Here is a 26,652-nt window from a genome sequence, read left to right on the forward strand (position 1 = left end):
GCGTCGGAGCCCATCGGTGAACGCTGTCGATGTGAACATCGTCGCGGACCTCATCCTCGCCGGCGCCCTCGTCGCCGTCTGGCTCACGGCCGGGCTGCTGGCCGACGCGCTGCCGTCGGCCCGTTCGGCGCTCCAGATGCGGCACCGGGCCGGCCTGCTCACCGCGCTGGTCGCCGGGGGTGCGGCCGTGTTCGTCGCGATCCCGCTGGTCACCGGCCTGCTGCCGGGCGACTCGACGGCGCCGGCGGCGGCTCTGCTGCCGGCCGTTCCCGCTCTTGTCGCCCTGACTGCCACCCTGCGCCGGGTGGCTCAGGTACGCCGCGGTGCGAGCGCCTTCGACACCGCGCCGCAGACGCCGGTGCCGCCTGCCCTGCGCGCGGCCGCCGCACATCCGCTGATTCTGGTGCCGCTGCAGGTCACGGGCTTGGCTACGTTGATCAGCCTGCCGATCGCGGGTGGGCTGGTCGAGGTGCCGGGCGCCGACCTGGCCGGCATCGCGATCACCGTGGTCGGGGTGGCCGTGCTGGCGATCGGCATCCGGGCCGGGCTGCGGCACAGCCGGCTCAGCCTTCAGGTGCTGGCTCCGATCGGCCGCAACCGGCTACGGGCGCCGGTCGACTCGTCCCGCTGAGCTCAGCTCTTCTTGGCTTCCTGCACGTACAGCAGCTCGAGGATCGACCGCGCCGCCTCGAACCACCGGTCCAGCCAGTCCGATGTGGGCAGTGTGCCGCGGGCGGGCAGCTCCAGGAGCAGGCCACGCAGCAGCGGGTGATCGGCCATCGACTCCGACGAGCCGGAATCGGGCCAGCCGCTGGACGGGAAGACCGGCTCGCTGAGCCCGTGCAGGTCGAGCGACGGCAGCTGGGCCGCACGGTCGAGCGGGCTGGTCGGCTCGATGCTGTGCGACCGCCCCGGCGACCGGGTCGGCAGGCCCGAGGAGCTGCCCCGCGACATCAGCTCGCCGTCCGAGGTGTCTCCGGAGAGTGCCGCGTCCCGCCGGTTCTGCCGGTACGCGCTGACTCCGCCGCTGAACCTGTCCTGCGCCGTCGACGAGCTGCTGCTGAGGTTTTCCGAACCAATCGTCATCTGTCTGCCCTGCCTCGTTCGGGGAATTGACCCCGCCGGTGTGCGCGGTCCGGACCGCGCTTTTGGCGTTCAACGAGGCGAGCGCGGAAATGACTACGGCCGGCTCCCCCGCACCGGACGGGAGGGGCCGGCCGCAGCTCGGCGGACCTGGCGGTTCAGAGGTCGAACTCGCCGTCCTTGGCTCCGCCCACGAACGCGTCCCACTCGGCGGCGGTGAAGATCAGCGCCGCTCCGAGCGGGTCCTTGGAGTCGCGGACCGCGATCGCCTCGTCGACGAATGCGACCTCGACGCAGTTGTCGGAGTTCGGCCCACTGCGAGTGCTCTTGAACCACTGTGCCCGGCTCAGATCGACCCGGAGACCCTTCGCTTCGATTTCCACAATGGCTCCTCTGCCAGCATTTGAATCATCCCGATGGACTCCTCCGGTGGGAGGGCCGTCGTCCGGATGGTTTCGAAGATGGAGATGTACTTGCTGAGCTCCTCGGCCTTCTCGAGAAACAGGCCACCGGTCGCGTTCTCGGTGAACACCACGTCGGCGTCGCCTTCCTCCTCGAACTCGAGAATGGCGAACGTGCCGTCCATCCCGGCGTGCGCACCCGCCGCGAACGGCAAGATCTGCAACGTCACGTTCGGCAACCGGGCCGTCGTGATCAATCTGGCTAACTGATCACGCATGACCTCGTCGCCGCCGACCGGCCGGCTCACCACCGCCTCATCGAGCACCACCCAAAGATCGATCGGATCGTCCTGAATCAATAACGACTGCCGTTCCATCCGGACGCGCACCCGCTGCTCGATTTCCTGGTCGCTGTCCCCCGACCGGGCGGCCCGAATCATCGCAATTGCATACTCTTCGCTCTGCAACAGACCCGGAATGACCTGCGACTCGTACGTGCGGACCAGCCTCGCGGCGGCCTCGAGGCCGACATAGGCGCCGGTAAGAACGGTCGAAAAGGGGTGCCACCATCCCTTTTGCCGTGCTTCTCGGGCAATTTGGACAAGCTCCAGCTTCGCCTCGTCGGAAACGCCGTAAATGTCCATCATGGCCGAGACATCACCGGGAGTAGCACTGGTATGCCCCGTCTCAATTCGGGACACTTTGGACGTGGAACAACCGAGTCGCTCCGCCACCATGTCGATCGTGACCCGAGCGGCCTCGCGGTGCCGGCGCAACTCGACACCCAGCCGGCGGCGGCGAATGGTGGGACTGCGATGTTGATTCACAGCCACCAGTCTCCTGTCGATCATTTAGCGATTCAAGTTGACCGTTGCCTACCGATCGGTAATCACGAAGGGCTGACATGCAACTTGCATCGACCCCACTCGTGGTGCAATCTTTTCGGTATGGCCCACGTCACTACGCCCATCCGGGCGATGCGGCTGGGCCCCGCTCAACCCTCAGATGCGCCATCGTTAACGGGGTACCGATCTTAATGTTCGTCCGACGTGGACTGATCCACTTTCGGGCGGCCACCGGATCGGTGACGGTGACGTTGTGCAACGCTTTTGATGATTGGCATCACCAGAGGCTTGCACTGCGGTTTTTGCCGGGCACACTTGGTGCTTTCGTGTCAAGGTTCGTCCCGCGACGAAGTTTCAGGGCAGGAGATGACGTGCTTCCTCGGTCCGGTGATGTTCTCCACGTGACGAAGGCGGCGAGCGTCCAATTCGCAGCGCCGATGCTGTTCCGTGTCATCCGGGTCCACGACTGGCCGACCTACGACGGCTGGATCTGGCTGGACGGATACGAGCTGAACGCAGCGGGGGACGCGGTGGAGCGGCGATCGATCTTCGTTCAGGTCAGCGGCTTGCGGGCCGTCGGCAAGGCGCCCGACCCCCGGGCGCGCAACGGCCGCCAGCCCGGCCTGGTCAGCGGCACGGTCCAGCCCCGCGCGGTCCGTTCCAACCGCTGACCGGTCAGTTCTGACCCTGGTCCGGCTCCTCCGTGGGACCGGTCGGTGTCGTGGGCGTGTTCGTGGCCTCGGCCGCGATCACCAGGGTGACCGTCGTGTCCGGTGGCACCTCCTGCCCCTCCACCGGGTCACTGTCGATCACCGTGCCCGCCGGCACGTCCGGCGCCTGCCGGTAGATCAGCCGGTAGTTCAGGCCGGTCGAGCGCAGCGCCGCCTGAGCCTCGCTCAACGCCAGCCCGCGCAGCGCCGGAATGATGACCTCGGCGCTGGTCGGATCGGTGGTGGACGGCTCCGGCGAGGGTGTGGTTGTGGTCGGCGTCGGACTGGGCGACGAAGGCTCGGTTGTGGCGGTCTCGGTGGGCGTGACCGTGTCGGTGGGCGTGGCCGCCGCACTGCTCGTGACGGGCGGTGCGGGCGTCTGCTCGTCGCTCGAGGTGTTCACGAGCAGATAGACCGCCCAGCCCAGCACGGCCAGCAGCACCAGGGCGATGATGCCGACGACGATCGGCATCCACCAGCGGTCGCGCTGCGGTGGCGGCGCGGCTGCGGCCCAGTCGACCTCGGGGTATCCGCGGCCCGGCTGCGGGGCGCGCACCTCGGCCCGGCCCGACCACGCGGGGTTGGCCCGGCTCGGGGCCCAGTCGTCGTTCACCGGCGGCAGGATCGCGGTCGAACCGGGGCGGTTGGTGACCACGGTCGGCTCGTCCTGGACCGTCGGCACCTGGCGCGCGTCGTCCAGCGTGTCGTCGTCGCGGCTGCCCTTGCCGGGCAGTGTGTCCTCGTCATCGGGCGGAGGCACGGCGGCCCGGCCGACGGTCATCGCCTCGGCCGGGGTGCCACCCACCTGGGTGGAGTCCAGGTCAGCCGGGGTGCCACCCACCTGGGTGGAGTCCAGGTCAGCCGGGGTGCCACCCATCTGGGTGGCGTCGCGGTCAGCCGGGGCGCCATCCGGCTGGGGATCGGGATCAGCCGGCCCGCCGGGCGCTGAGGTGGCGTCGGAATCGGCTGGTTCGCCGCCCGCCGGGGCGGCTTTCGGCTCGGGAGGCGGGTCGTCGGCGTCGCCGGGCGAGAAACGTCGCGTCTCGTCGCTCTCGTCGGGCATCGCCTCTCCTTGGGCTCGTTCACCAGCAGGGGTCAACGTATCGAATCTTGCGAGACATGTCTGGCCTCCGCAGGACAAACACACCAGGTGGCTACGGTTGAAACGCATACAGGGTCAGCGCCGCACCGATTCGCAGGCATCGGTGGGTACCGCTACAGTGCGGCCCATGGCCGACAAGGGCTGGACGGCACGGATAGCCACGGCGGCGGGCGCCGCCGCGGGGACGGGCGCCGCGCAACTGGGCCTGGGCTACGGCCTGGGCGTGGTGGTGTGGCCGGTGACCCCGACCCCCGACGACAGCGCCTGGCTGGGCAGTCTCGGCTGGGCCACCTGGATCACGGCGAGCGCCACGGTGTTCGGGGCAGTGCTCGGCAGCCGCTACCGGGGCGGTCCGGGCCCCCGCACGAGCGCGGCCTGGCGCTTCGCCCTTGCCGCCTGCGCCGCGGTCGGTGCCCTCGTGACTGTCGCCCTGATCGCGCTTCCAGCCCGTTCCGCCGTACGGCTGGACACCTTCTCGCCGCAGGTCATCGCCGGTGGCTACGCCGCGGTCGGCCTGGCGCTGGGCCTGGTGGTGGCGTTCTGGGCGGTGTCGTCGAGACCCGTCGCCGCCAACCTGATGGCCACCGGCGTCTGGCTGTGGGCGCTGGCCGTCGCCGGCATCGTGGTCGAGCTGAGCACCAATCGGCAATCGGCCACCTATCTGACCAGCTGGCAGTTCGCCGAGGTGGCCAGCAGCGGCCGCTACGGCACCATCTACTGGCCGAGTGCCCTGCTCACGCTGGGCGCCGCCTTCCTGGTCGGCGCGCTGGCCGCCACCCCCGCCGCCCGGCGCGGCGACCTGGGCGTCGGCGCCACCACCTCCGGCGCCGCCGGCCCCCTACTGGTGGCCATCGCCTTCCTGGCCCTGGCGCCCCGCCTGACCGGAGCCCTGGGCGCGATCGAGTCGGCATACCTGATCGCTCCGTACGCGGCCCTGGCAGGTCTGGCCGGCTCGGCCTTGGCCGTAGCCACCGCCCGCGCGCTCGCCGATCGCCGATCCCGCCGCGCACAAGCCACCGCCGACCACCCGACGCAAGCAGCACCCGGCCCTCGCGCTCCCACGGAGCCCAGCGCCCGCCCGGCCGAAGCACCGACCCCCCGCCTCGCCCCCGTCGGCGTGGCCACGGTCGAAGAGACGCCACCCGCCAAGCCGAAGACCGGACTCTTCGGCCGGGTCAAGCCCCCCGCACCCGGGCCGGAACGCTCCGCCCAGGACATACCGGCCCAGCCCGCCCCCATCGCCAAGTCCGCGACCGAGAAGAACGACCCGCAGACGAACGGCAGGCCCGCGAGCGCCGTCGTCGACGCCGAGATAGCGTCGGCCGCCCGCCCTCGCCCGAAGCCACGAAAAGCCGCGACGGCTCCCGAAGCGCGCAAAACGCCGAAGTCCACCGTGACTCCGCCACCGACGGCACCCACCGTCGCGCAGATCAACCCCAAGCCGACGGCCAAGGACTGAGCGTTTCAGTCGGTGGGCCAGGTGTGCACGGGCTCGTTGGTGCGGTGCAACTCCGAGTAGCGCAGCAACATCTCGTGCAGGGCTGCGCTCCGGGAAAGACCGCGGCGCTCGGCGGAGCGTACGGCCCCGGTCTGCCACGACGCTCCGTTGCAACGCAGACGGCAGCGCTCGTCGATGATCCCCAGGAGCCGGTCGCGGGTCATCGGCTCCACGCCGTAGCGGTCCAGACCCTCGTACGCCAGGGGAAGCAGCACCGATCGCACCAGCTCAGCCACCGGGATCTCACCCCGGCCGGGCCAATAGGCCGTCGCCTCGATCCCGCCGATCGCACCGGCGTGGAAGTTGTCCAGCGCCGCGGCGAACGGCAGCCGGGACCAGATCGGGCGCTCGTCCTCGGCCAGCCGGCGCACCAGCCCGAAATAGAACGCGGCATTCGCCAGCAGGTCGGCCACGGTCGGGCCGGACGGCAGCACCCGGTTTTCCACCCGCAGGTGCGGCCGCCCGTCCATCACGTCGTAGACGGGCCGGTTCCAGCGATAGACCGTGCCGTTGTGCAGTCGCAGCTCGCCGAGCCGGGGCACCCCACCGGCCCGGAGCACCTCGATCGGATCCTCGTCCTCGAGGATCGGGAGCAGGGGCGCGAAGAAGCGGACATTCTCGTCGAAGAGGTCGGTCACCGACGTGATCCAGCGTTCCCCGAACCACACTCGCGGTCGTACACCCTGAGCCCTGAGCTCTTCCGGCCGGGTGTCGGTGGCCTGCTGGAACAGGGCGATCCGGGTCTCGGCCCAGAGCCGCCGGCCGTGCAGATAGGGCGAGTTGGCGCCGATCGCGACCTGGATGCCGGCGATGGCCTGGGACGCGTTCCAGTAGCTGTGGAAGCGATCGGGTGGCACCTGCAGGTGAAACTGGACACTCGTGCAGGCCGCCTCGGGGACGATCGAGGCGCTGGCGCTGCGGAGCCGCTCGACGCCCCGGATGTCGAGGTCGAACTGTTCGCCGCGGGCGCCGGCCATCTCGTCGTTGAGCAGGCGGTACCGCTCGTTGGCGCTGAGGTTCTCGAGCACCAGGTCGTCGGGCGACAGCGTCGGAAGCATGCCGATCATCACAATGCCGCAGTCCGTCCTGGCGGTGGCCCGGCGCAGGCTGTCGAGCAGATCGTGCTCGTAGTCGCCGAGGCCACGACCGGCGATCGACCGCGGCGGCGCGTTGAGTTCGAGGTTGAACCGGCCGAGTTCGGTCTGGAAGCACGGGTCGTCCAGTTCGGCCAGCACCTCGGCGTTGCGCATGGCGGGCCGGGCGTGCTCGTCGATCAGGTTGAGCTCGATCTCGAGCCCGGTCATGCCGTCGGAGTCGTCGAACAGGCCCCGGTGGAGCATCTGGGCGAAGGCGTCGAGGCATCGGCGTACCTTCTGGCGGTAGGTGACGCGAGCCTCGGGGGCGAAGCCGAGAGTCGCGAGATCCTTGCCCACTTGCCCTCCCGGGGCGGCCAGGGTCGGAACGGACATCGATCATCACTCTGTGACCGATTGCTTGCTTTGCGTCTACCTTGCCATTCCGGATTGGGGCGCGCCACACAACGACGAACCGCCGCCCGGAGGCCCGGACGGCGGTTCGACAGTGGACGGTGGATCAGGCGCGGCGGATGGCCTCGCCCTCGATCTCAATCTTGATCTTCTTGCTCACCATGACGCCGCCGCTCTCGAGGGCCATGTTCCAGGTCAGGCCCCACGCCTCGCGGTCGATCTCGGCGGTCGCGCTGAAACCGAAGACGGCCTGGCCGTACGGGCTGGTGCCGGCGCCCTCGAACTCGACGAGCAGCTCGACCGGCTTGGTCACGTCCTTGATGGTGAGCTCGCCGTTGAGCACGAACTCGCCGCCCGCGTGGCTCTTGATGCCGGTGCTGCGGTAGGTCATGACCGGGTACTTCTCGGACTCGAAGAAGTCACCGCTGCGCAGGTGGTTGTCCCGGTCGACCTGGCCGGTCTCGATGCTGGCGGTGTTGATCGTCGCCTCGACCGAGGACGTCAGCGGGTCCTCGCCGATCGTGATGACAGCAGACGCGTCCGCGAACTGACCGCGAACCTTGCTGACCATGAGGTGTCGCGCCACAAAGCCGACCCGCTTGTGCGCGGCGTCCAGGTCGTACGTGCCGGCGGCCGGGATCTGCAGACCCTCGTACGCACGGGTGGTGGCGACGGACTCGGTCATGACTGGTTCCTTCTCTCGAAGAGCGGTGGTCGGTGTTTGTGTGACGGAGCAATAATATGCCAAGCAATATTCCGCGTGTCAAGGTCCGGTGTAGGATGGGTACGTGAGTACGGATCTGGATGACCCCCGCTTCACCGCGTTCGGCCTGTTCGCCGAGGCGTTCACGGGGCTGACCAATCGCTTCGCCGCCCAGTTCGAGGAGCACCGCCTCTCGCCCGTCGAGTTCGAGGTGTTGATGCGTCTGGCCCGCTCGCCGGGCCGGCGCCTACGGATGACGGACCTCGCCGGTCAGACCTCCTTGTCCACCAGCGGAGTGACCCGCGTCGTCGACCGCATGGACCGTGACGGGCTGGTACGCCGCGAGGCCTGCCCGAGCGACCGGCGCAGCTCGTTCGCCGTGATCACCGAGGCCGGCGTGAGCCGCCTCGACGAGGTCCTTCCCGGCCACCTCGAACTGCTCCAGCAGTGGTTCATCGGCCAGCTCACCCCGGGCCAGCTCGACGGCATGCTTGAGTCGTTGCGCACCATCCGTGACGCGGTCAACCCGTGCGCGACGGCCGGCACCACCGAGGAACGCCCGGCCGCCTGAGCACGGTTCCTTGATCAATGAGGACACTCGACGAGGTCGTCACAAAACGGTCCGTGACGGTCGCGCCGGAAGTTCTGAGGGAAACCGGCAGAACTACCGGCAGAACCGGGCGACTCGGCGGTCTAAACGGACAAATCTGCCGTGTTCCTGTGACCCGCGCGGCTACTGTGATCCACGCAGGGGGATGCGGCGCGACCGAGGCGACGGCGGGGCTTGACGGGGGAGCTTCGTTCTCGCCGCGTAACTGGCGGGCGTTGCGACGGTCGGCGCGTGGGGGGCACGCCATGCCGACCGTCCACGCCCGGCCAGCCCTGTAAAACCCCGAGTTTGTCGGTCTTCGAGCCCGTCAGTCTTCGAGCAGGGCCCTAGTAGTCTGCGGCCCGAGCCGCTCGCGTTCCCGGGCCAGCAGCACGATCCCGCCGGATCGGCACATCTTGCCCAGCCGGCTGACGGCCGCGGCCCGCTGATCCGGATCGGGCGTGCTGATGATCAGCCCGACCAGGGCCGCCACCACGTCGCGAGGATCATGGGTCCCGTCGTACGCCTCGGCCGCGCGCGCGAAGTTCTCGGCCGCCCGCTTCGGCTCGCCCCGGCGCAGCGCGATCGCCGCCGCCACCACCGCCGCCGGACCGTCCTGGGCGCCGTCCTCGTCACCCGGGCCGAGCTGCTCGAGCACGGAGGTCGCCTCGCCCACCCGGCCCGAGTCGGCCAGAGCCAGACCGATGGTCGCGAGCAGCCGCCGCCGGTGACCGGGGTCGCCCAGTCCGGCCAGCCCGATCATCGCGCTGCGGCCCAGTCGCTCGGCCTCCTCCAGCTGCCCGTCCAGGCGGGCCACCTCGGCCAGGTTGGCCTGGGCCAGAATGCGCAACCGCTGCTCGCCGCACCGCCCGGCCAGCCGATCGACCGCGGCCAGCCGGGATCGGGCCGCGGCCAGGTCACCGCGACGGATCTCGTGCCAGACCAGGTTGTTCTCGGCCACGGCCAGGTCGCGGTCGTTGCCGCCGTGCCGGGCCAGTTCGAGGGCGGCCTCGGCGTGTCCGCGGGCCTCGTCGTAGGCGCCGGTGCTCATCCACAGCGCGGCCAGCTGGGCGTGCGCGGTGAGCTGACCGGCAAAGTCGTCCAGCCGTTCGAAGTCGGCCAGAGCCTCGCGCGCCGATTCGAGCTCTTCCGCACCGGCACCGTGCTCACGGGCCAGCTGGGCCAGGCCGATGCGGGCCCACGCGCGGGTGGCCGGGTCGGCGTCCGCGGTCCGCGGGTCGTCGAGCAACCGTCGCAGCCACTGGCGGCCGGTCACGTCGCGCCCCCGGAACCGCCACCAGCGTGGCAGCGCCGCGGCGAGGCGCAGGGCCGTGTGCGGATCGTCACCGGCCGCGTGGGCCAGGGCGGTGCCGAAGTCGCCGGCCACGTCGTCGAGGCGTCCGGCCGCCTCGGGCAACCGGGTGCCGGTCAGGTCGGGCCAGATCTGCTCGGCCAGGTCGGCCATCACCCGCGCGTGGCGCCGGCGGGCCTCGGCCAGTTCCCCCTCGGCGGCTGCGCGCTCGGCGGCGTAGTCGCGCACCACGTCGAGCAGGCGGAACCGGAACGTCCGACTGCCGCGCACGCTGAGCAGGCCCAGTTCGAGCAGCCGGTCGAGCAGGTGGACGACGTCCGTACGAGGCTCGTCGACCAGCTGCTCGGCCAGGCCGATCGACCAGCGGTAGCGGAACATCGCCAGCCGCCGCAGCGCGCGTTGTTCCTGCGGGTTGAGCAGCCGGTAGCTGGTCGCCACCGCGTCGCGCAGCGACACCGACCCCGGCCGGTCGAGGTCGAGCACCCGGTCGCCGTAGCGGTCGAGGATCTCGGGCACGGTCAGCACCCGGCCGCGGGCGGCGGCCAGCTCGATGGCCAGCGGCAACCCGCCCAGTCGACGGACCAGCGCCGCGACCGCCACGACCTCGTCGGGCTCGGGATCGGCCCGGCGCACCTGGGCCAGTCGTTCCAGGAACAGGGCCACGGCCGGGTACGCCAGCAGGTCGCTCAGGCTTCCGGCGGCCTCGGGCGGCGGCGCCGTCAGCGGGGCCAACGGCCAGACCCGCTCCGTGCTCAGCCCGACCGGGTGCCGGCCGGTGGCCAGGAACCGCAGCGTCGGCAACCGCTCGAGCAGGTGGGCCAGCATCTCGGCGGTCGCGTCGGGCGACCGCTCGACGGCGTCGACGAAGACCATGGCGGCCCGGCCCCCGAAACGCGCGGGCAGGTCGTCGGGCCGCCCGACGCCGAACTCGGCGGCGATGCTGCCGAGCATCTCGCCCGCTGTGCAGCCATCGGTGACCACGATGCCGGCCACCCCGCCCGGATAGGCCGCGGCCACCCGGTGCGCGGCCGCGAAGGCGAGGCTGGTCTTGCCCACCCCGGCCAGGCCGACCAGGGTGAGACCGCGGGGGCCGTCCGGCCCGGACAGCTGGGTGGTGATCTCGGCCAGGTCGTCACCGCGGCCGATCAACTCGCCGGGCGGCGGCACCCGCTGGAAGCCGGTGGGCGGCAGCGGCTCCTCGGTGGCCTGGCCACGCGCCGCGGCCAGGAAGGACTCGCGGTCGCCGTCGTCCAGTCCGAGCGCGTCGGCGAGCAGGCCGACCGTGGTGCGCTGCGGACGGGACGAGCGGCCCCGTTCCAGGTCACGAACCGTGCGCACGCCGACGCCGGCACGGACGGCCAGCTCTTCCTGGGTCAGCTTGGCCCGCAGGCGCGCACGGCGCAGTACGGCGTCGAACCCGGATCCGCCCTGGTCCGGTGCGGTATCTGCCCCCATGACACCGAACTTAAGGTGGGTTAACCCGCCCGGCGAGCAGAGATCCGCCCGTGTCGGATTGCGGACCGATCACTACGCGTCCAAAAGCCGCGAAGGGTCTAAAGCCCCAGACCGCGGGCGATCAGCATGCGCTGCACCTCGGACGTGCCCTCGCCGACCTCGAGAATCTTGGCATCACGGTAGAAGCGGCCCACGGCGGACTCGTTCATGAAGCCGTACCCCCCGTGGATTTGCGTCGCCCACCGGCTGTTCTCCATCGCGGCGTTGCTGGCGTTCAGCTTGGCCACCGCCGCGTACCGCTTGAAGTCCTCGCCGGCCAGCATACGCGCCGCCGCGTCGTAGTAGCCGACCCGCGCGATGTGCGCGCGCATCTCCATGTCGGCGATCATGAATTGCATCGCCTGGTAGTCGCCGATCGGGCGGCCGAACGCCTCGCGCTGCCGGGCGTACCGGACCGACTCGTCGACGCAGCCCTGGGCGAGCCCCACCGAGAGCGCCGCGATCGCGATGCGACCCTCGTCGAGGATGCGCAGGAACTGGGCGAAGCCCCGGCCCCGGGCGCCGAGCAGGTTGGCCGCGGGCACCCGGACGTCGTCGAACGAGAGCTCGTGGGTGTCCGAGGCGCACCAGCCGACCTTGGAGTAGCCCGGCGCGACGGTGAAGCCCGGCGTGCCCGACGGCACGATGATCGTGGACAGTTCCTTGGACCCGTCGGGGTTGATCCCGGTGACCGCCATGACGGTGACCAGGCAGGTGATGTCGGTGCCGGAGTTCGTGATGAACGCCTTGGTCCCGTTGATCACCCACTCGTCGGTGGCGTCGTCGTAGACCGCGCGGGTCGTCGTGCCGCCGGCGTCCGAGCCGGTGCCGGGCTCGGTGAGGCCGAAGCCGGCCAGCGCCTCGCCGGTGGTGAGCCGGGGCAGCCAGCGCTCCTTCTGCTCGGTCGTGCCGAACCGGTAGATCGGCATGGCGCCCAGCGAGACCGCGGCCTCGAGCGTCACCGCCACCGAGCTGTCCACTCTGGCCAGTTCCTCGAGCGCGATGCACAACGCGAAGTAGTCGCCGCCCATGCCGCCGACCTCTTCGGGGAACGGCAGGCCGAACAGACCCATCTTTCCCATCTGGCGGATGACCTCGTACGGGAAGGTCTTGTGCTCGTAGTGTTCGGCGATCACGGGCGCGACCTGCTCGCGCGCGAAATCGCGGACGGTGACGCGCAGCGCCTCCTGCTCGTCGTCGAGCCGGAAGTCGACCATGGCTGTGCTCCTGTCGGATCAGACGGGCGTGACGCCGTGGCGGCGCCGGGCGAAACCGCGTTCCTTGCCGTGGGCGGCGCGGTAGCGGCGGATGAGTTCGTCGCGCAGGTCGCCCGGCTCGACGACGGTGTCGACGACCAGCTCGCTGGCCAGTCGCATGATGTCGATGTCCTGCTCGTACTCGGCGCGGCGCTCGGCGACGAAGGCGGCGCGCTCCTCGTCGGTCGCCAGGGCGGCAATCTTGTTGGCATAGACCGCGTTCACCGCCGCCTCGGCTCCCATCACCGCGATCTTGGCGGTGGGCAGGGCGATCGTGGCGTCGGGCTCGAAGCCGGGCCCGGCCATGGCGTAGAGGCCGGCGCCGTACGCCTTGCGCACGACCACACAGATCTTGGGCACCGTGGCCTCGGAGATCGCGGTGATCATCTTGGCGCCGTGCCGGATGATCCCCTGCTTCTCGACCGCCGAGCCGACCATGAAGCCGGGCACGTCACACAGGAACAGCAGGGGGACGTTGAAGGCGTCGCAGAGCTGGACGAAGCGCGAGGCCTTGTCGGCCGAATCGGGGAAGAGCACGCCGCCCTTGAACATCGAGTTGTTGGCGACGAGGCCGATCACCTCGCCGTTCAGGCGGGCGAACCCGATCGTCAGCTCCTTGGCCCACAACGCCTGGATCTCGAAGAACGACCCCTCGTCGACCAGGCCCTTGATGTAGCGCCGCATGTCGAAGGCCTGGCGCTCGCTGGCCGGCACCAGCGCGCCGAGATCGGCGCCGGTCGAGTCCTTCGCCTCGGTCGTGGGCGGCCGGCCCTCCCAATTGGACGGCAGATAACTGAGGTACGACCGCACGGTGTCGAGCGCGTCCTGCTCGGTCTTGCAGAGGAAGTGGCCGACGCCGGACTCGGAGCAGTGCACCCGGGCGCCGCCCATCGCCTCGAGCGTCGTCTTCTCGCCGGTGACCATCTCGACCATCCGGTCGGAGCCCAGGTACATGCTGGCGTTGCCGTCGACCATGGCGACGATGTCGCAGAAGGCGGGGATGTAGGCGCCACCGGCCGCCGAGGGGCCGAACAGCGCGCAGGCCTGCGGGATCGCGCCGGACGCCTTGACCTGCGTATGGAAGATCTTGCCGGCGCCGCGACGCCCCGGGAAGAGGTCGACCTGGTCGGTGATGCGGGCGCCGGCCGAGTCGACCAGGTAGATCATCGGCACGCCGTACTGCACGGCCCGCTCGATGATGCGGATGATCTTTTCAACCGTGCGCGCGCCCCAGGAGCCGGCCTTGACCGTGGAGTCGTTGGCCATGAGGCAGACCTCGCGGCCGTCGACCCGGGCGATTCCGGTGATCACGCCGTCGGCCGGCAATCCGTCGGCCAGGCTGTTGGCATAGAGCCCGTCCTCGACGAAGGTGCCCTCGTCGACCAGCAGAGCGATCCGCTCGCGGGCGAAGAGCTTGCCCTTCGCGGCGTTGGCGGTGTGGTAACGCTCGGCCCCGCCGGCCAGCATCCGCTTGCGTGCCTGTGCGAGTTCGTCGCCCACGCCGATCCTCCTGAACGGTCGTTAAAGCTTAACGAGCGTTAGGGTAGCCGATCCGACCTTGCGCGGCAACGACGGACGGGAGCCTCCGCTGGTTGCGGAGACTCCCGTCCGTTTTACTGCCGCCGATGCCGTGGAGGGGCACCGGCTGTTACCCGACGCCTCCTGGCGTCGTTCGGATCGTGCCCGGGACCGGCACGACCCGGTCTTCCGCTATCCCCCGTGGGAGAGCGCGTTTCAGCGCAGGGTGTTGAGCAGGCCCAGGCCACCGACCGTGCCGGTCACCGCGGAGAGCGGAGCCGACTCGCGGCCACCGGTGGCGTTGGTCTTCGAACCCGTGGCGGCCGGCTTGGTGTAGCCGTCGTCGTTGGCCGCCGGCTCCTCGCCCGCGTCGTCAGCAGCGGGCTCTTCCGCAACGTCGTCGCTGTAGTCCTTCTGGTCGCCCCGGACGCCGCCGTCACCCTTGTAGTCGTCGTCGTTGTCGTCGTCCTTGACGCCACCGTCGCCGTCGTTGTCGTCCCAGTCGTGGTCGCCGTGACCGTGACCCGGACGGCCGTGACCCCGGTCGCCGTCCCAGTCGTCGTCGCCGAAGCCGCGGAAGCCGCGACCGCCCCGGTCGTTGACGCAGGCAGCCGACGACTGCGCCGCACCGAGAACACCGAGTGCGTTGCCGCAGGCGTTGATCGGAACGTTGATCGGCACGGCGACCTGGGTGCCGTTCAGGATGCCGAAGTTCGAGCCGGTGAACTGCGTGATGTCGTCGTCGTGCCCGTGGGCCGACTCGTTCACGGCGACCGCGCGGCTGCTGGACGCGCCGAGCACCGCGGCCGAGTTACCGGCCAGGTTCACCGGCAGGCTGATCGGCGCGAGCAGCTGGGTGCCGTTCGCGATGCCGACGTTCTGGCCGGTGGCCTGGGTCACCCCGTGGCCGCCCTGCGCGCTCTCCTTGCGCCCGAAGCCGAAGTTCCGGCCACCCCGACCCGAGAGGTCGTTCGCGCAGACCGCGCTGGACTGCGCGAAGCCGAGGATCGCGAGCGAGTTGCCGCAGATGTTGATCGGAACGTCGACCGGCGCGTAGATCTGGGTGCCGTTGCCGATGCCGAAGTTCGACCCGGTGACCTGCGTCGGGCTGTCCCAGCGACGGTCGTCCCGGCGGTTCGTGCTCTCGGTGCGGTTGACGCCGGCGCCCTGCGCGCTGGCGAAGCCGCCCACCGCGGCGGCGTTGCCGACCACGTTGACCGGAACGGTGACCGGCAGGTAGGCCTGGGTGCCGTTCAGGATGCCGAAGTTGCTGCCGGTGGCCTGGACGGCGCCCCGGCCACGGTCGCCACGACGGCCGCTCTCCAGGTTGTTGACGCCGACGCCACGAGCGTCGGCGACGCCGAGGATGCCCAGCGAGTTGCCGACGACGTTGACCGGCACCTGCACCGGAACGGCGATCTGGGTGCCGTTCAGGATGCCGACGTTGCTGCCGGTGACCTGACGGGAGTCGGCGTTGGCGGCGCCCGGGGCGAACAGCAGGGCGCCGGCGGCCAGGACACCGACGCTCAGAGTCTTACGAACCCAAGTCTTCATGAGAAAAGAAATGCCTTTCAAGAATGTTTCGGCAAAGGTGTTGCGTATTCAATTGGGGGATCTTCCGGAACTGCATTCGGGCGCAGCGGTGCCCTGGCGCATTTCTTTCTGCCCTGACCCCGCTTGTCGACGTGCGCCCGGTGGCGCTTCGGTGCGGTGCGTGTGATTCAGGCGTCGGATGATTCGCCGCTCGTTCGCAAGCGGTTCGGGAATCGACCGGAACACGGACACCGAAGAGGCGTACCGGCCGGTTCACCGGCGGTCGGGCGGACCGCCGGGCGCCATCACTCAGTCAGGTGAGACGGTCGGTGCCTCGGCGTCGTACCGCCGGACCTCGACATCGGGCGCGATCGCGGGCACGTGACGAGCCGTCGTGCTGTTCGCGATCGCCGCCGGCAGGAAGGCCGCGGAGCCACCTTCCGTCGGAACTCCCGGCCCGCTGGCCGGGATGCCGCTGACTTCCCCGAGGTGCAGCCGCAGCGGAGCGGCCGGTGCGTCACCGCCGGGAGTGTTGTCCTCCGGCTCCGTCGCCGGCTGCGCCGTCACCGCGTGAGCGGTGTGGTGGTGCTGCCGGTGGGCGGACGGTACGGAGGAGGCCTTGCCGTGCTTGACCGGAGCGGCGGCCGGACGGCCGGCGACCGGGGCGGGCAGGACCTGTTGGAGCGGCTTGCGGCTCGGCTCGGCCGTCTGCTCCGCCTCCTGGGGGAGAGGAGCCGGCTGAAGTTCTCCGGGGAGTTCTTCCTGCTCAGCCGGGAGCTCGACGTCGGCGACCGGGTCGGTCGCCAGGGTGAGCCGCTGGTCGGGCGCCGCTTCGCCGGTGAGGCGGAGTGGTGCGGCGACCTCGTCCCGGTCCTTGTCGACGTCGAAGACGTCCACAATGGCCGCGGACGGTTCGGGTACGACGTCGTCGTCGGTCACCGGGCGGGTCAGAACCTGCCGCGGCACGTCGAGGATGTCGGACACAAGGTGCTGTTCGTGGTGTGCCGGTTCGGTGCGCTCCAGCGGCTGGACGGCCGCCTGCAGGAGGCCGGTGACCGGCGAGGTGGCGTCGGCGCCCACGAGGGAGCCGAGCAACGAGCCGTCAGGCCCGTCGGCCCGGTCCGCTGCCTGGGCGGCGGAGCCGGTGAGCAGCCAGGCCGCACCAGCCAGGCCGCTGACGGCGAGTACGCGCAGACCCCACCGGAGTCCGGTGCGTCGCGCGCGGTTCCCCGAGCGCCGCTCCGCCCCCTGGATGGGAGGCGGCAAGGGCGTGGAGACACCGGTGGGCGGCACCGGCAACCGGTACGCCGCGCGCAGCGTGCGCTCGACCCCCGATCCCGTCATGATCCGCCCCTCGTCGTGTCGGCTGAACCGGTGACGGATCCGCCTTTTCGATCCGGCGATATCGGCCACTCGATATTGGTAACGACACGACCGGAGACCGGTCACGCGGACAAATGGGAAAAATGATCGCGGGTTCGGCGGGCGAAATCACACCAATCTGGTGCGCGGTCCGGCTCGAAGGACACCCGACGGGAGCGTGCGGCCGAGCAGCTTCTCGGCCGTTTCGGCCGTGCTGATCAGGCGATCCAGGTCGATTCCGGTGTCGAGGCCCATGTCGTGCAGCATGTGGACGACCTCTTCGGTCGCCACGTTGCCCGAGGCGCCCGGCGCGTAGGGGCAGCCGCCGATCCCGCCGACGCTCGCGTCGAACTCGGTGATCCCGAGTTCGAGCGCGGTGAGGATGTTGGCCAGCCCCGTCCCCCTGGTGTTGTGGAAGTGGAGCAGGTCGGGGCGTACGGCCGACAGCAGATCCCGCACCCGGCGAGGCGTCGCCATCCCGGTCGTGTCGCCGAACGCGATCCGGTCGGCTCCGTCGGCCCGGACCCGAGCGACGATCGCCGCCACCCGGTCAGGGTCGATGTCGCCCTCGAACGGGCAGCCGAAACTGGTCGCGACGATCACCTCGACCGTCGCGCCGGCGTCGTGGATGAGCGGGATGAGCGAGGCGATGTCGTCGAGCGACTCGTCGGTCGAGCGATTCAGGTTGCGCCGGTTGTGAGTGTCCGAAGCGGACACCACGACCTCGATCTCGCGAAAGCCCGCGGCCAGGGCCCGTTGCGCGCCCCGGGTGTTGGGAATCAGCGCGGAATACCGGATCTCGGGATGGCGGTCGACCCGCGCCCACACCTCGTCGGCGTCCGCCATCTGCGGGATCGCCCTCGGGTGGACGAAGGAGACCGCCTCGATGCGCCGCACGCCGGTTCCGCTCAACGCGTCGATCAGGCGGACCTTGGCGTCGGTCGGGATCGGTTCCTCGTTCTGCAGGCCGTCGCGGGGGGCGACCTCACGGATGCTGACGGTTGTCATCGGCCCGTCACCTCATCCGGGCGACGATGGCGGTGTCGTAATCGCCGGACAGGAACTCGGCGTTGTCGAGCAGTTCGGCGAAGAACGGCAGGTTGTTCTTGGGACCGGCGATCGCGAACCCGGCGACGGCCGAGCGGGCCCGGGCCACCGCCTCGTCGCGGTCGGCGCCGACGACGATCAGCTTGGCCATCAGGGAGTCGTAGGACATGCCGACCGTGGTGCCCTCGGCATAGCCGGAATCGACCCGCACGCCCTCGCCGTCGGGCTCGACCCAGGTGGTCACCTTGCCCGGGCCCGGCAGGAAACGTTTCGGATCCTCGGCGTTGATTCGCAGCTCGATGGCGTGGCCACTGGTTTCCGGTACGCCGGTGAACGTGGGCGCCTCGCCCGAGGCGATGCGCAACTGCTCCTCGACCAGGTCGATGCCGTGGATCAGCTCGGTGATCGGGTGCTCGACCTGCAGACGGGTGTTCATCTCGAGGAAGAAGAAGTCGCCGGTGGCCGGGTCGAGCAGGCACTCGACGGTGCCGGCGTTGCGATAGCCGACCGCCTCGCCGGCTTTGACCGCAGCCGCCAGCAGGCGTTCGCGCAGCTCGGGATCGACGGCGGGGCTCGGCGCCTCCTCGACCAGCTTCTGGTTGCGCCGCTGGACCGAGCACTCACGCTCGGACAGGGCGATCACCCGGCCGTCGGCGAGGCCGAGGATCTGCACCTCGACGTGGCGCACGCGCGGGAAGTACCGCTCCAGCAGGACGTCGCCGCTGCCGAACATCCGTTCCGCGAATGCGCGCACCTTGGCCAGCTCGGTGCGCAGCGCGGCTTCGTCGCCGGCGACGGCCATGCCCATGCCGCCACCGCCGGCCGCGGCCTTGACCATCACCGGGTAGCCGATGGTCGCAGCGGCCGCGACCGCCTCGTCCGCCGAGCCGACCGGATCTTGTGTGCCGGGCGCGACCGGAACGCCGGCCGCGGCCATCAGATTGCGCGCCTTGATCTTGTCGCCCATCGCGGCGATGGCGTCGGCGCCGGGGCCGACCCAGATCAGGCCATTGGCCTCGACCATCCGTGCGAAGTCGGCGTTCTCGCTCAGGAATCCGTAGCCGGGGTGGATGGCCTGGGCGCCGGTGTTCTTGGCGGCAGCCAGGATCGCTTCCGCGTTGCGGTAGCTCTCGGCCGGGTTGGCCGGGCCGACGCAGACCGCTTCGTCGGCTTCGAGAACGAAGGGCATACCCTCGTCGGCCTCGGAGTGCACCGCGACCGTCCGGATGCCGAGCCGCTTGGCGGTACGGATGATCCGGCGGGCGATCTCACCCCGGTTGGCGATGAGCAGCGAGTCGATCATCGTTGACCTTCTCTTCTTCCGTCGCCCGGTAGGGCGCGTCGTGAATGTCAGCCCGATGGGGCGTTTGTGGCGTTCGCCCGGGGGTGTGGGCGGGGTGTTACGCCGCCCCAAACGGGCAGGTAGTGCGCCGCCCGCAAAGGGCAGGTAGTGCGCCGCCCGCAAAGGGCAGGTAGTGCGCCGCCCGCAAGGGGCAGGTGGTGCGCCGCCCCAAACGGGCAGGTAGTGCGCCGCCTGGAAGGGGCGGGTCGTGCGGCGTAGGCGATGCGGCGGGGTCCCGGTTGGCCCGCGGCCGACGGGAAGGTCAGCGGCCGGTGAGGGCGTGCATGGTGGCCTCGCGCAGCAGCGCGGCCCGGCGGCGGCGGTCGACCTCGCCACCGAGGAACGGAGTGGAGTTCATCAGGCCGAACGCCGAGTGGGCGAGCACCCGCGCCTCGGCCGCGTCGAGCTCGGGGCGCAGCGTGGCCAGCACCCCCACCCATTCCTCGACATAGAGGCGCTGGAGGCGGCGGATCTGGCGGCGCGGCTCTTCCGGCAGGCGGTCGAGTTCGTGCAGATGCAGGGCGATGACGGCCGGGTTGGCCAGGGCGAACTCGACATGGAAGTCGATCAGGTCGGCCAGCGCGGCGCTCGCGTCGGCCGGATGCTGACCGACGCGCGTCTTACCGCCGTGCAGCAGGCTCTCGCTCACCGGGATCAGGGCGGCCACCAGCATCGCCTCTTTGCCGGCGAAGTGGTGATAGAGCGCCGGGCCGGTCACCCCCGCGGCCGAGCCGATGTCGTCCATCGACACGCCGTGGTAGCCACGGGCCGCGAACAGGCCCACCGCGATCTCGAGAATCTCGTCACGACGCGACCGCCGCCGGGGCGCGGGCGGGCCCGGACGATGCTGCTGATCAACCGTTGTCACGACGTCACTCTAACCCGCTGTCAAGCCTTCGCCTTAACGGGCGTTCAGGATGTGGAACGACCCTCCAGGGCGGCTCGCGCCTCGTCGTGAACCCGGACCGCGACCTCGCGGCTCGGCGCATCGGCGGGCATGCGCTCGATCAGCGCCCGCAGCAACGCCTCGGCCTCGGCCTCGTGACCGGCCCGGAACAGCGCCTCGCCCAGCATGCCCTCGATGCGGTCGGCCTGATCGGTGGCGCCGATCGCCCGCAGCCGCTCGGGAGCGCCGCGCAGATGTGGCAACGCCTCGGCATAGCAGCCCCGGGACATGAACAGGTTACCGGCCTCGAACGCGGTCATCGAACGTTGGAAGATCGCGTTGGGCTCGGCCGCCAGTTCGGCGGGCAACGTGTCGAACCTCTCAGCGATCAGCCGCAGCGCCTCTTCACCCCGCTCGGGCTGATCGGAGAAGTGCAGTGCGGCCACGCCCCGGCGCAGGGCCCGCAGCTCACCGATCAGGTCACCGGCCTCGTGCAGGGCGGAGGCGGCGGCGCGGAACGTGTCGGCCGCCTCGGCGTCGCGGTCCAGGTCGAAGAGCAGGCCGGCAGCTTCCTCGGCGATCTGGCCCCGGCCCGCCGGATTGTCGGCCAGCCGCTCGACGAGAGTGCGGTAGAGCGCAAGGGCGCCGTTCTTGTCGCCGATCGCCTGGTAGAGCCCGGCCAGCAGGTAGCGGGTGTTGTCGGCCGCGTCGTCGTCGCCGGACTTCTCGAAGAGGGCCAACGCCTCCTCGGCGACCTCGGCTCCCTCGACCGGGCGCTCGGCCAGGCGGTAGGCATTGGCGAGGTCGCTGCGCGCGTAGGCGCCGCCGGCTTCGTTGCCCGCCTCGGCACAGAGGGCCACCGCCTCGGCCAGGTCGGTGATCGCCTCGCCGGGCCGGCCCAGCTGCAGCAGCGCGTTGCCGCGCCCGACCCGGGCCGGCAGCGACCGGTCGGCGTCGCCGTCGGCGAGCACGGCGCTGAACGCCTCGACCTGCTCCGCCGGATCGTCGACGGTGTGGCCGTAGATCATGCCCGCCTCGGCCAGGCGCCGGGCCGGGCCGTTCGCACGGTAGAACTGCCAGGCCTCGCGGGCAGCGGCCAAGGCCTCGTCGTGGCGGTGCGAGGCCATGCGGCTGCGGGCGCGCAGCATCGCATGCAGGGCGACCAGGCGGGCGTCGCCGGTCTGAACAGCGCACTCGTCGCCGCGGTCACCCGCCTCGTTCGCCTCGTCCGGACGGTCTTTCATCAGGTGCAGGATCGACAGCCGGGCCCAGGCGTAGGCCTGCTCGCGCGGTCCGCCGTGCTGCTGCTGCCAGGTGACGTCGGCGCGGATCGGCTCTTCGTCGACCTCACCGCCCACGTAGCCCGCCGCCATCGCCATGCGGGCGCGCAGGGCACTGGCCTCGCCGTCGGCGCCGGCCCGGGCGAACAGTTCGAGCGCCCGCGGCCAGTGGTCGTTCTCGCCGCCGGCCGACCGCAGCCGATTGCCGAGCAGCAGTTCCCGCCGGGCCGCAAGCAGCGGATCAGAATGCCGCCGGCCATGACGCTGCGCGTCGGCCGGCTGCGGGTCGGCCAGCTGCGGTTTAGCCAGCTCGGGAAAGCGGACGTCCAGCGCCTCGAGGACGGCGTTCAATCCTGGGTCGTCGTCGGCGCGGTCGTACTGCTGGGCGAGATCGAGGAGCTGGGCGGCGTCGGCCTCGGCCGGCACCTCAGAGGGCGGCGCCGGAACGGCCGCGGGAACCGGCACGTAGGCCGGAGCCGGACGACGTGCGCTCGGCGAGAGCGTCAGGGCGGTTTCGTACGGCTGGGCGTTCAGCTTGGCCGCGATCGACCGGCTCTGGTGGTCGTTGCCGTTGCGCTGGTCGAACCGCCGGGCCAGCTCGGTGGCCCGGGCCGACAGCTCGGTGGCTAGTTCGACGGCGGCGATGTCGCCGTGCTCACGGCGGTGGATCACCGATTCGCCGCGCCCCCGCTCGGTGAGCCGGCGCAGCAGCATGGCGGCGTCGGACGAAAAATGCATCTCGGCGGCCGGGGAGGGCGCCTTGTCGAGCCAGTCGATGTGGCGCTGGAGGATCTCGAGGCCGCGATGCTCGTTGCCGGTGCGCGCGCAGAACGCCAGGTGGGTGCCGAGGTTCCACAGGTCGGCCAGGTTGCCCCGCTCGAGACGGTAGGAACGGCGGTGCGCGTCGGCCGCCTCGTCGGGCCGGCCGGTGCGCAGGTAGGCCACCATCAGCTCGCGCAGGATGCCCTGCGGCTGCTCGCTGCAGCTCAGCTCGCCGGCCAGCACGGGCTCGGCGGTGGCCACGACGTCGGACCATCGGCCGCGCTCGTTGTAGTAGGCGGCGACCGACGACGGGTCACAGCCGATGCAGTCGGAGAGGTCGTCGCGCGGCGCGGCCTGCCAGCGGGCGAACCACTCGTCGGCCCCGGCGGTGTCACCGACGTGGTCGGCGACCAGGTAGCGGTGCTTGTAGACGGCCTGCAGGCTGTGGCCGTCCTCCCGGTAGCGCCGCTCCATGTCGTCGAGCACGGCGTGGGTGCGGTCGAGCGCGATCTCGGGGAAGTTGAGCATCGCGTTGACCATGGTCTTGAAGTGCCAGAGCAGCGTGTGCTTGCCGTGCTCGTGATGCCGGCCGGGGTTGCGGTCGAAGTCGTTGAGGGTCCAGGCGAAGGTGACGAACGCCTTGGCCGGCTCGCCGCCGTAGGTGTAGGCGTTGGTCGCCAGCAGCCGCACCGTGAACGCGAGATGGGGGTCGTTGACCGTGTCGGCGTGCCGCATCACCTCTTCGACCAGAGCGATCTGGGCCGCGCCGTGCGGCATCGTGCGGGCCTGCTCGCAGAGTTCCCACAGCTCGTCGGCGGTTCTCATTTGTCCTCCCCCGGGACGGCCCGGTCGAGCAGGCCCATGAACGAGCTGGTGAGCAGGGCGGCGTCGGCCGGGCGGATCGGATGCCCGCCGAGCATGAGGGCCTGGCCGTAGAGCGATTCGACGGCCAGGCCGGCCAGATCGGGATCGGCGATCGCGGTGACCCGGCGGACCAGGGCGTTGCGGTGGTTGAGCACCAGCTGCGGGCGGTCGGTCGGCACCGTGCGCGACAGCGCGTCGAGCACGCCGCCCCACAGGTCGTCGGCGGCGTCGCGGCTGGCCGTGAACTGCTCGTTGAAGGCGGCGGCGCGGCTCACCAGATAGAGCGCCGGAACGGTCGCCGGGTCGAAGCCGCGCACCACGACCTCGCAGCCGAGCCGGTCGAGGCGGCGTTGGGCCACGGCCAGGAACGGGCGCAGCCGCAGCTCGGCCTCGGCGTCGACGGCCGAGAAGCGAGCCGCCACGTCGGCCGGCTCGAGCCGCTCGGCCCGCACCTCGGAATCCACTGTGGCCAGCCGCTCGACGAGATCGGCGTTGTAGACGATGCCGCCGTTGATCACGCCGAGGTCTTGGGCGGCAGCGACCGAGGCCAGCTGGCGGAACTCGTCGTCGCCGGCCGCGTAGCGCAGAACACCGTGTCTTTCCCGGAACTCGGCCAGGGTGAGATGGCCCAGATTGGTCTCGAGCGGCACCCATTGCTCGACCAGGCGCAGCATCTCGTCGTCGTGCAGAGCCAGCGCCTTGACGCCGAGATGGTGGATGGAGAGGAACTCGGCCAGGCGGCGCGGGTCGGTCGAGGCCAGCCGGACCAGCCAGCCGCGCAGCTGATCGGCGATCGCCTCGCGGGTGTCGGCGAGCAGGCCGTCGTCGTAGAGCGCCTCACGACTCGCGGTCGGCCGCAGCTCGGTGCTGTCGACCACGCAGCGGGCGAAGAACGCCCACTCGGGCAGCAGACCCTCGATGCTCTGAGCGAGCAGCATCCTCTTGAGATAGACGCGGTGACCGCCGCGGGCGGCCGGGTTGACGGGCGTCGGCAGCACGAACGCGACCCCGGTGAGGCCGGCCTCGGGCACGTCCAGCGGCACCACGTCGAGCGGGCGGAAACCGAAAACCTCTCTTGCGCGTACGCCGTGAGGTCGCCACCCGGCCACGGCAACGAACCCGTGGTGACGGCGACGTCGTCGACCTCGACCCGCACCGGAAGCAGCGAGCCGTACAGCTCGGCCAGCTCGCGCACCGTGGGGCCGGACAGAAGACCTTCGGCGCCGCGGCGCGCCACCAGCGTGACCGTCGTGCCGGGCTCACGATCGTCGCCGGGGGCGACCGAATAGCGGCCGTCGGAGAAGCCCTGCCACAGCACGGGCTCGGCGCCGGCCCGGCGGGTGTGCACCCGGATCTCGTCAGCCACCAGGAAGCAGGAGAGCAGGCCGATGCCGAACTGGCCGAGGAACTCGTGGCGGGCGAAGCCCAGCTCGTCGCGCTTGGAGCTGCGGCCGATGGTGGCGAGCAGCTCGTGCACCTGCGCCTCGGTCAGGCCGATGCCGTTGTCGCTGACGCGCAGCCGGCCGGGGCCGGTGGTGATCGAGACCAGGCCGCGCACCTCGGCCGCGGTGATCGCGTCGACCGCGTTCTGCAGCAGCTCGCGGACATAGACCCGCGGGCTCGCGTAGAGGTGGTGGCTCAGGAGATCGACGATGCCACGGAGATCGACCTGGAACGTGTTGCTCACGGCGGAGAAGGTACCGCGAACGACCGACAAAAACGGGGCCGGTCTTGATCTTCACCGGATCAGACCCGCCCCGCTTCGCTCGGGCTACGTCAGCTCAGGCCGCCGGGCTCGGAGCCCTTCGCGATCGGGGCCCGGACGAGGTTGCCCCACTCCGTCCACGAGCCGTCGTAGTTGCGCACCTGGGGATAACCCATCAAATGGTGCAGCACGAACCAGGTGTGGCTCGACCGCTCCCCGATCCGGCAGTAGGCGATGATGTCGTCGCCCGACTCCAGCCCCAGCTCGTCGCGGTAGATCTTGACGAGTTCGTCGGCCGGCTTGAACGTGCCGTCCTCGTTGGCCGCCGACTTCCACGGCTTGCTGACCGCGCCCGGGATGTGACCGCCACGCAGCGCGCCCTCCTGGGGATAGGCCTCCATGTGGGTCAGCTCGCCCGTGTATTCCTGCGGGGAGCGGACGTCGACCAGCGGGCGGCCACTGCTGATGTGCCCCATGACCTGATCGCGGAAGGCCCGGATCTCGGCGTCGTTGCGTACCGGAACGGGGTATTTCGCGGCCGGCCGCTCGGTGCGCTCGCGGGTCAGCGTCCGCCCCTCGGCCGCCCACTTCTGCCGCCCGCCGTCGAGCAGGCGCACGTCACGGTGGCCGAAGAGGCTGAAGACCCAGAGGGCGTACGAGGCCCACCAGTTGAAATTGTCGCCGTAGAAGACGATCGTGTCGTCGCGGCCGATGCCCTTGGCCTCGCACAACGCGGCGAAGGCGGTCGGGTCGAGATAGTCGCGGGTGAGCTGGTCGTTGAGCTCGAGGTGCCAGTCGACCTTGACCGCGCCGGGGATGTGCCCGGTGTCGTAGAGAAGCACGTCCTCGTCCGACTCGACCACGACCAGGCCCGGGGTGTCGAGATGGGCGGCGAGCCACTCGGTGGTGACGAGCTTGTCGGGGTGGGCGTACGCCTGCAGTGCGGGCGCCGGATCATTCTCAACAGACATGTCTGCCACGCTAACCCTTTATTCGGTCATCCCGATCGGCATGAGCTCGGGTCGCTTCGGGGTCACCAGTTCGCCGGACGAGTGGCCCAGCAGATGACGGCCCACCCAGGGCGCCAGGTGCTCGCGGGCCCAGCGCAGGTCGGCGCTGCGGGCCAGCAACCACGGGGTGGGCTCGGGCGCGGGCGGCACCAGCATCCAGTCCTCGGTCACGCCGACGCCGAGCACGTTCAGCACCTGGCCGGCGACCCGGCGGTGCCCCGCGGGCGAGAGATGCAGCCGGTCGGCCGACCACATGTGCGGGTGGCGGAAGGCATCGTCGGCGAACAGGTCGACGAGGTGGCAGCCGTGGCGCCGGGCGATGGAGCGGGCGCCGTCGTTGAGCACGGCCGCACGCCGCCCGAGGATGGCCGGCAGGTTCACGGTCACGTCGGCGAACCGGAAGAGGAGCACGTCGGCGCCGGTGTCGCGCACTCGTCGCACCACTGCGTCAAGCCCCCGGACGAGGGCGTGCGGGTCCACCCGTACGCGCAGGGCGTCGTTCCCCCCGGCGGCGATGCTGACCAGGTCGGGCCGCATGGCCAGCGTCGGCGACAACTGTTCGTCCACGATCTGGTGCATCACCTTGCCCCGGACGGCCAGGTTGGCGTACCCGAAATCCGGCCCCGAATCGACGGCCAGCCGGGTGGCGACCAGATCGGCCCAGCCCCGGAACGTTCCGTCCGGGTAGGCGTCGTTCAGGCCCTCGGTGAAGCTGTCCCCCATAGCAACGAAGCTGCGCCAAGCCATCGTCGCCCCCTTAACGTGCGATCAAGTTTGCTCGTGAAGACACATAAGCACCGAATGGAAGTCACCGGTAGCGTGATGATGGCGACACCCCGTTAATGGACTGCTTTCGGCAGTGA

The 26,652-nt window shown here is 70.6% G+C and carries 21 protein-coding genes and 1 pseudogene; 4 read left to right on the plus strand and 18 right to left on the minus strand.

What is annotated here, in order from left to right:
- Positions 1–16 precede the first annotated feature (16 nt).
- Positions 17–631, plus strand: coding sequence for a hypothetical protein (locus tag KXC43_RS37110; RefSeq protein WP_221380905.1), 615 nt, complete (start codon positions 17–19; stop codon positions 629–631).
- Between the two features lie 2 nt (positions 632–633).
- Here KXC43_RS37110 and KXC43_RS37115 read toward each other — a convergent pair whose 3' ends face one another.
- The 3 genes from KXC43_RS37115 to KXC43_RS37125 form a co-directional block, all read right to left on the minus strand.
- Positions 634–1,086, minus strand: coding sequence for a hypothetical protein (locus KXC43_RS37115; RefSeq protein ID WP_221380906.1), 453 nt, complete (start codon positions 1,084–1,086; stop codon positions 634–636).
- Positions 1,087–1,241: 155 nt separating this feature from the next.
- Positions 1,242–1,460 (minus strand): DUF397 domain-containing protein, encoded by a 219-nt coding sequence (locus tag KXC43_RS37120; RefSeq protein WP_438870937.1) that lies wholly within the window; start codon positions 1,458–1,460, stop codon positions 1,242–1,244.
- Positions 1,430–2,311 (minus strand): helix-turn-helix domain-containing protein, encoded by an 882-nt coding sequence (locus tag KXC43_RS37125; protein WP_221380949.1) that lies wholly within the window; start codon positions 2,309–2,311, stop codon positions 1,430–1,432. Before KXC43_RS37125 ends, KXC43_RS37120 begins: the two co-directional genes overlap by 31 nt.
- A 389-nt stretch (positions 2,312–2,700) precedes the next feature.
- Between KXC43_RS37125 and KXC43_RS37130 the strand changes: the two genes are divergently transcribed.
- Positions 2,701–3,000: a hypothetical protein gene (locus KXC43_RS37130; RefSeq protein ID WP_221380908.1), complete on the plus strand. Its 300-nt coding sequence runs from the start codon at positions 2,701–2,703 to the stop codon at positions 2,998–3,000.
- A gap of 4 nt (positions 3,001–3,004) precedes the next feature.
- Here KXC43_RS37130 and KXC43_RS37135 read toward each other — a convergent pair whose 3' ends face one another.
- Positions 3,005–4,102: a PASTA domain-containing protein gene (locus KXC43_RS37135; RefSeq protein WP_221380909.1), complete on the minus strand. Its 1,098-nt coding sequence runs from the start codon at positions 4,100–4,102 to the stop codon at positions 3,005–3,007.
- 166 nt (positions 4,103–4,268) lie between these two features.
- Here KXC43_RS37135 and KXC43_RS37140 point away from each other — a divergent pair, with 166 nt between their 5' ends.
- Positions 4,269–5,600 (plus strand): Hansenula MRAKII killer toxin-resistant protein 1, encoded by a 1,332-nt coding sequence (locus tag KXC43_RS37140; RefSeq protein ID WP_221380910.1) that lies wholly within the window; start codon positions 4,269–4,271, stop codon positions 5,598–5,600.
- 5 nt (positions 5,601–5,605) lie between these two features.
- On the opposite strand, the gene KXC43_RS37145 is transcribed toward KXC43_RS37140, so the two are convergent.
- Together KXC43_RS37145 and KXC43_RS37150 are read right to left on the minus strand one after the other, a co-directional pair.
- On the minus strand, positions 5,606–7,072 hold the full coding sequence (locus tag KXC43_RS37145; RefSeq protein WP_221380950.1) for a glutamate-cysteine ligase family protein: 1,467 nt from the start codon (positions 7,070–7,072) through the stop codon (positions 5,606–5,608).
- 160 nt (positions 7,073–7,232) lie between these two features.
- Entirely contained in the window at positions 7,233–7,811 is a 579-nt protein-coding gene (locus tag KXC43_RS37150; RefSeq protein WP_221380911.1) for a YceI family protein, read from the minus strand.
- 103 nt (positions 7,812–7,914) lie between these two features.
- On the opposite strand from KXC43_RS37150, the gene KXC43_RS37155 reads away from it, so the two are divergent.
- Complete coding sequence (locus tag KXC43_RS37155; protein ID WP_221380912.1) at positions 7,915–8,400, plus strand: MarR family winged helix-turn-helix transcriptional regulator; 486 nt, start codon at positions 7,915–7,917, stop codon at positions 8,398–8,400.
- 346 nt (positions 8,401–8,746) lie between these two features.
- Here KXC43_RS37155 and KXC43_RS37160 read toward each other — a convergent pair whose 3' ends face one another.
- From KXC43_RS37160 to KXC43_RS37215, 12 genes and pseudogenes are all read right to left on the minus strand, one after another.
- The gene (locus KXC43_RS37160; protein ID WP_221380913.1) at positions 8,747–11,185 is read right to left on the minus strand and encodes an ATP-binding protein; all 2,439 of its coding nucleotides are present in this window, start codon (positions 11,183–11,185) and stop codon (positions 8,747–8,749) included.
- Between the two features lie 98 nt (positions 11,186–11,283).
- Positions 11,284–12,441, minus strand: coding sequence for an acyl-CoA dehydrogenase family protein (locus tag KXC43_RS37165; protein WP_221380914.1), 1,158 nt, complete (start codon positions 12,439–12,441; stop codon positions 11,284–11,286).
- A gap of 18 nt (positions 12,442–12,459) precedes the next feature.
- The gene (locus KXC43_RS37170; RefSeq protein WP_221380951.1) at positions 12,460–13,947 is read right to left on the minus strand and encodes an acyl-CoA carboxylase subunit beta; all 1,488 of its coding nucleotides are present in this window, start codon (positions 13,945–13,947) and stop codon (positions 12,460–12,462) included.
- Positions 13,948–14,214: 267 nt separating this feature from the next.
- Positions 14,215–15,552: a chaplin family protein gene (locus KXC43_RS37175; protein WP_221380915.1), complete on the minus strand. Its 1,338-nt coding sequence runs from the start codon at positions 15,550–15,552 to the stop codon at positions 14,215–14,217.
- A 288-nt stretch (positions 15,553–15,840) separates the two neighbouring features.
- Positions 15,841–16,875: a hypothetical protein gene (locus KXC43_RS37180; protein ID WP_221380916.1), complete on the minus strand. Its 1,035-nt coding sequence runs from the start codon at positions 16,873–16,875 to the stop codon at positions 15,841–15,843.
- Between the two features lie 147 nt (positions 16,876–17,022).
- Positions 17,023–17,901 carry a hydroxymethylglutaryl-CoA lyase gene (locus KXC43_RS37185; protein ID WP_221380917.1) on the minus strand — a complete coding sequence of 293 codons (879 nt, stop codon included), beginning with the start codon at positions 17,899–17,901 and terminating at the stop codon, positions 17,023–17,025.
- A 7-nt stretch (positions 17,902–17,908) separates the two neighbouring features.
- Positions 17,909–19,243, minus strand: coding sequence for an acetyl-CoA carboxylase biotin carboxylase subunit (locus KXC43_RS37190; protein WP_221380918.1), 1,335 nt, complete (start codon positions 19,241–19,243; stop codon positions 17,909–17,911).
- A 301-nt stretch (positions 19,244–19,544) separates the two neighbouring features.
- A complete protein-coding gene (locus KXC43_RS37195; protein WP_221380919.1) occupies positions 19,545–20,150 on the minus strand; it encodes a TetR/AcrR family transcriptional regulator in 606 nt (201 codons plus the stop codon).
- Positions 20,151–20,194: 44 nt separating this feature from the next.
- Positions 20,195–23,035 carry a tetratricopeptide repeat protein gene (locus tag KXC43_RS37200; protein ID WP_221380920.1) on the minus strand — a complete coding sequence of 947 codons (2,841 nt, stop codon included), beginning with the start codon at positions 23,033–23,035 and terminating at the stop codon, positions 20,195–20,197.
- Positions 23,032–24,761: pseudogene (locus KXC43_RS37205) on the minus strand (HSP90 family protein). Before KXC43_RS37205 ends, KXC43_RS37200 begins: the two are co-directional and overlap by 4 nt.
- Positions 24,762–24,850: 89 nt before the next feature.
- The gene (locus KXC43_RS37210) at positions 24,851–25,750 is read right to left on the minus strand and encodes a sulfurtransferase (protein ID WP_221380921.1); all 900 of its coding nucleotides are present in this window, start codon (positions 25,748–25,750) and stop codon (positions 24,851–24,853) included.
- Positions 25,751–25,768: 18 nt separating this feature from the next.
- Positions 25,769–26,536 (minus strand): SGNH/GDSL hydrolase family protein, encoded by a 768-nt coding sequence (locus KXC43_RS37215; protein WP_221380922.1) that lies wholly within the window; start codon positions 26,534–26,536, stop codon positions 25,769–25,771.
- Positions 26,537–26,652: the final 116 nt, after the last annotated feature.

It is taken from the genome of Paractinoplanes polyasparticus (assembly GCF_019710575.1).
GTDB lineage: Bacteria > Actinomycetota > Actinomycetes > Mycobacteriales > Micromonosporaceae > Actinoplanes > Actinoplanes polyasparticus.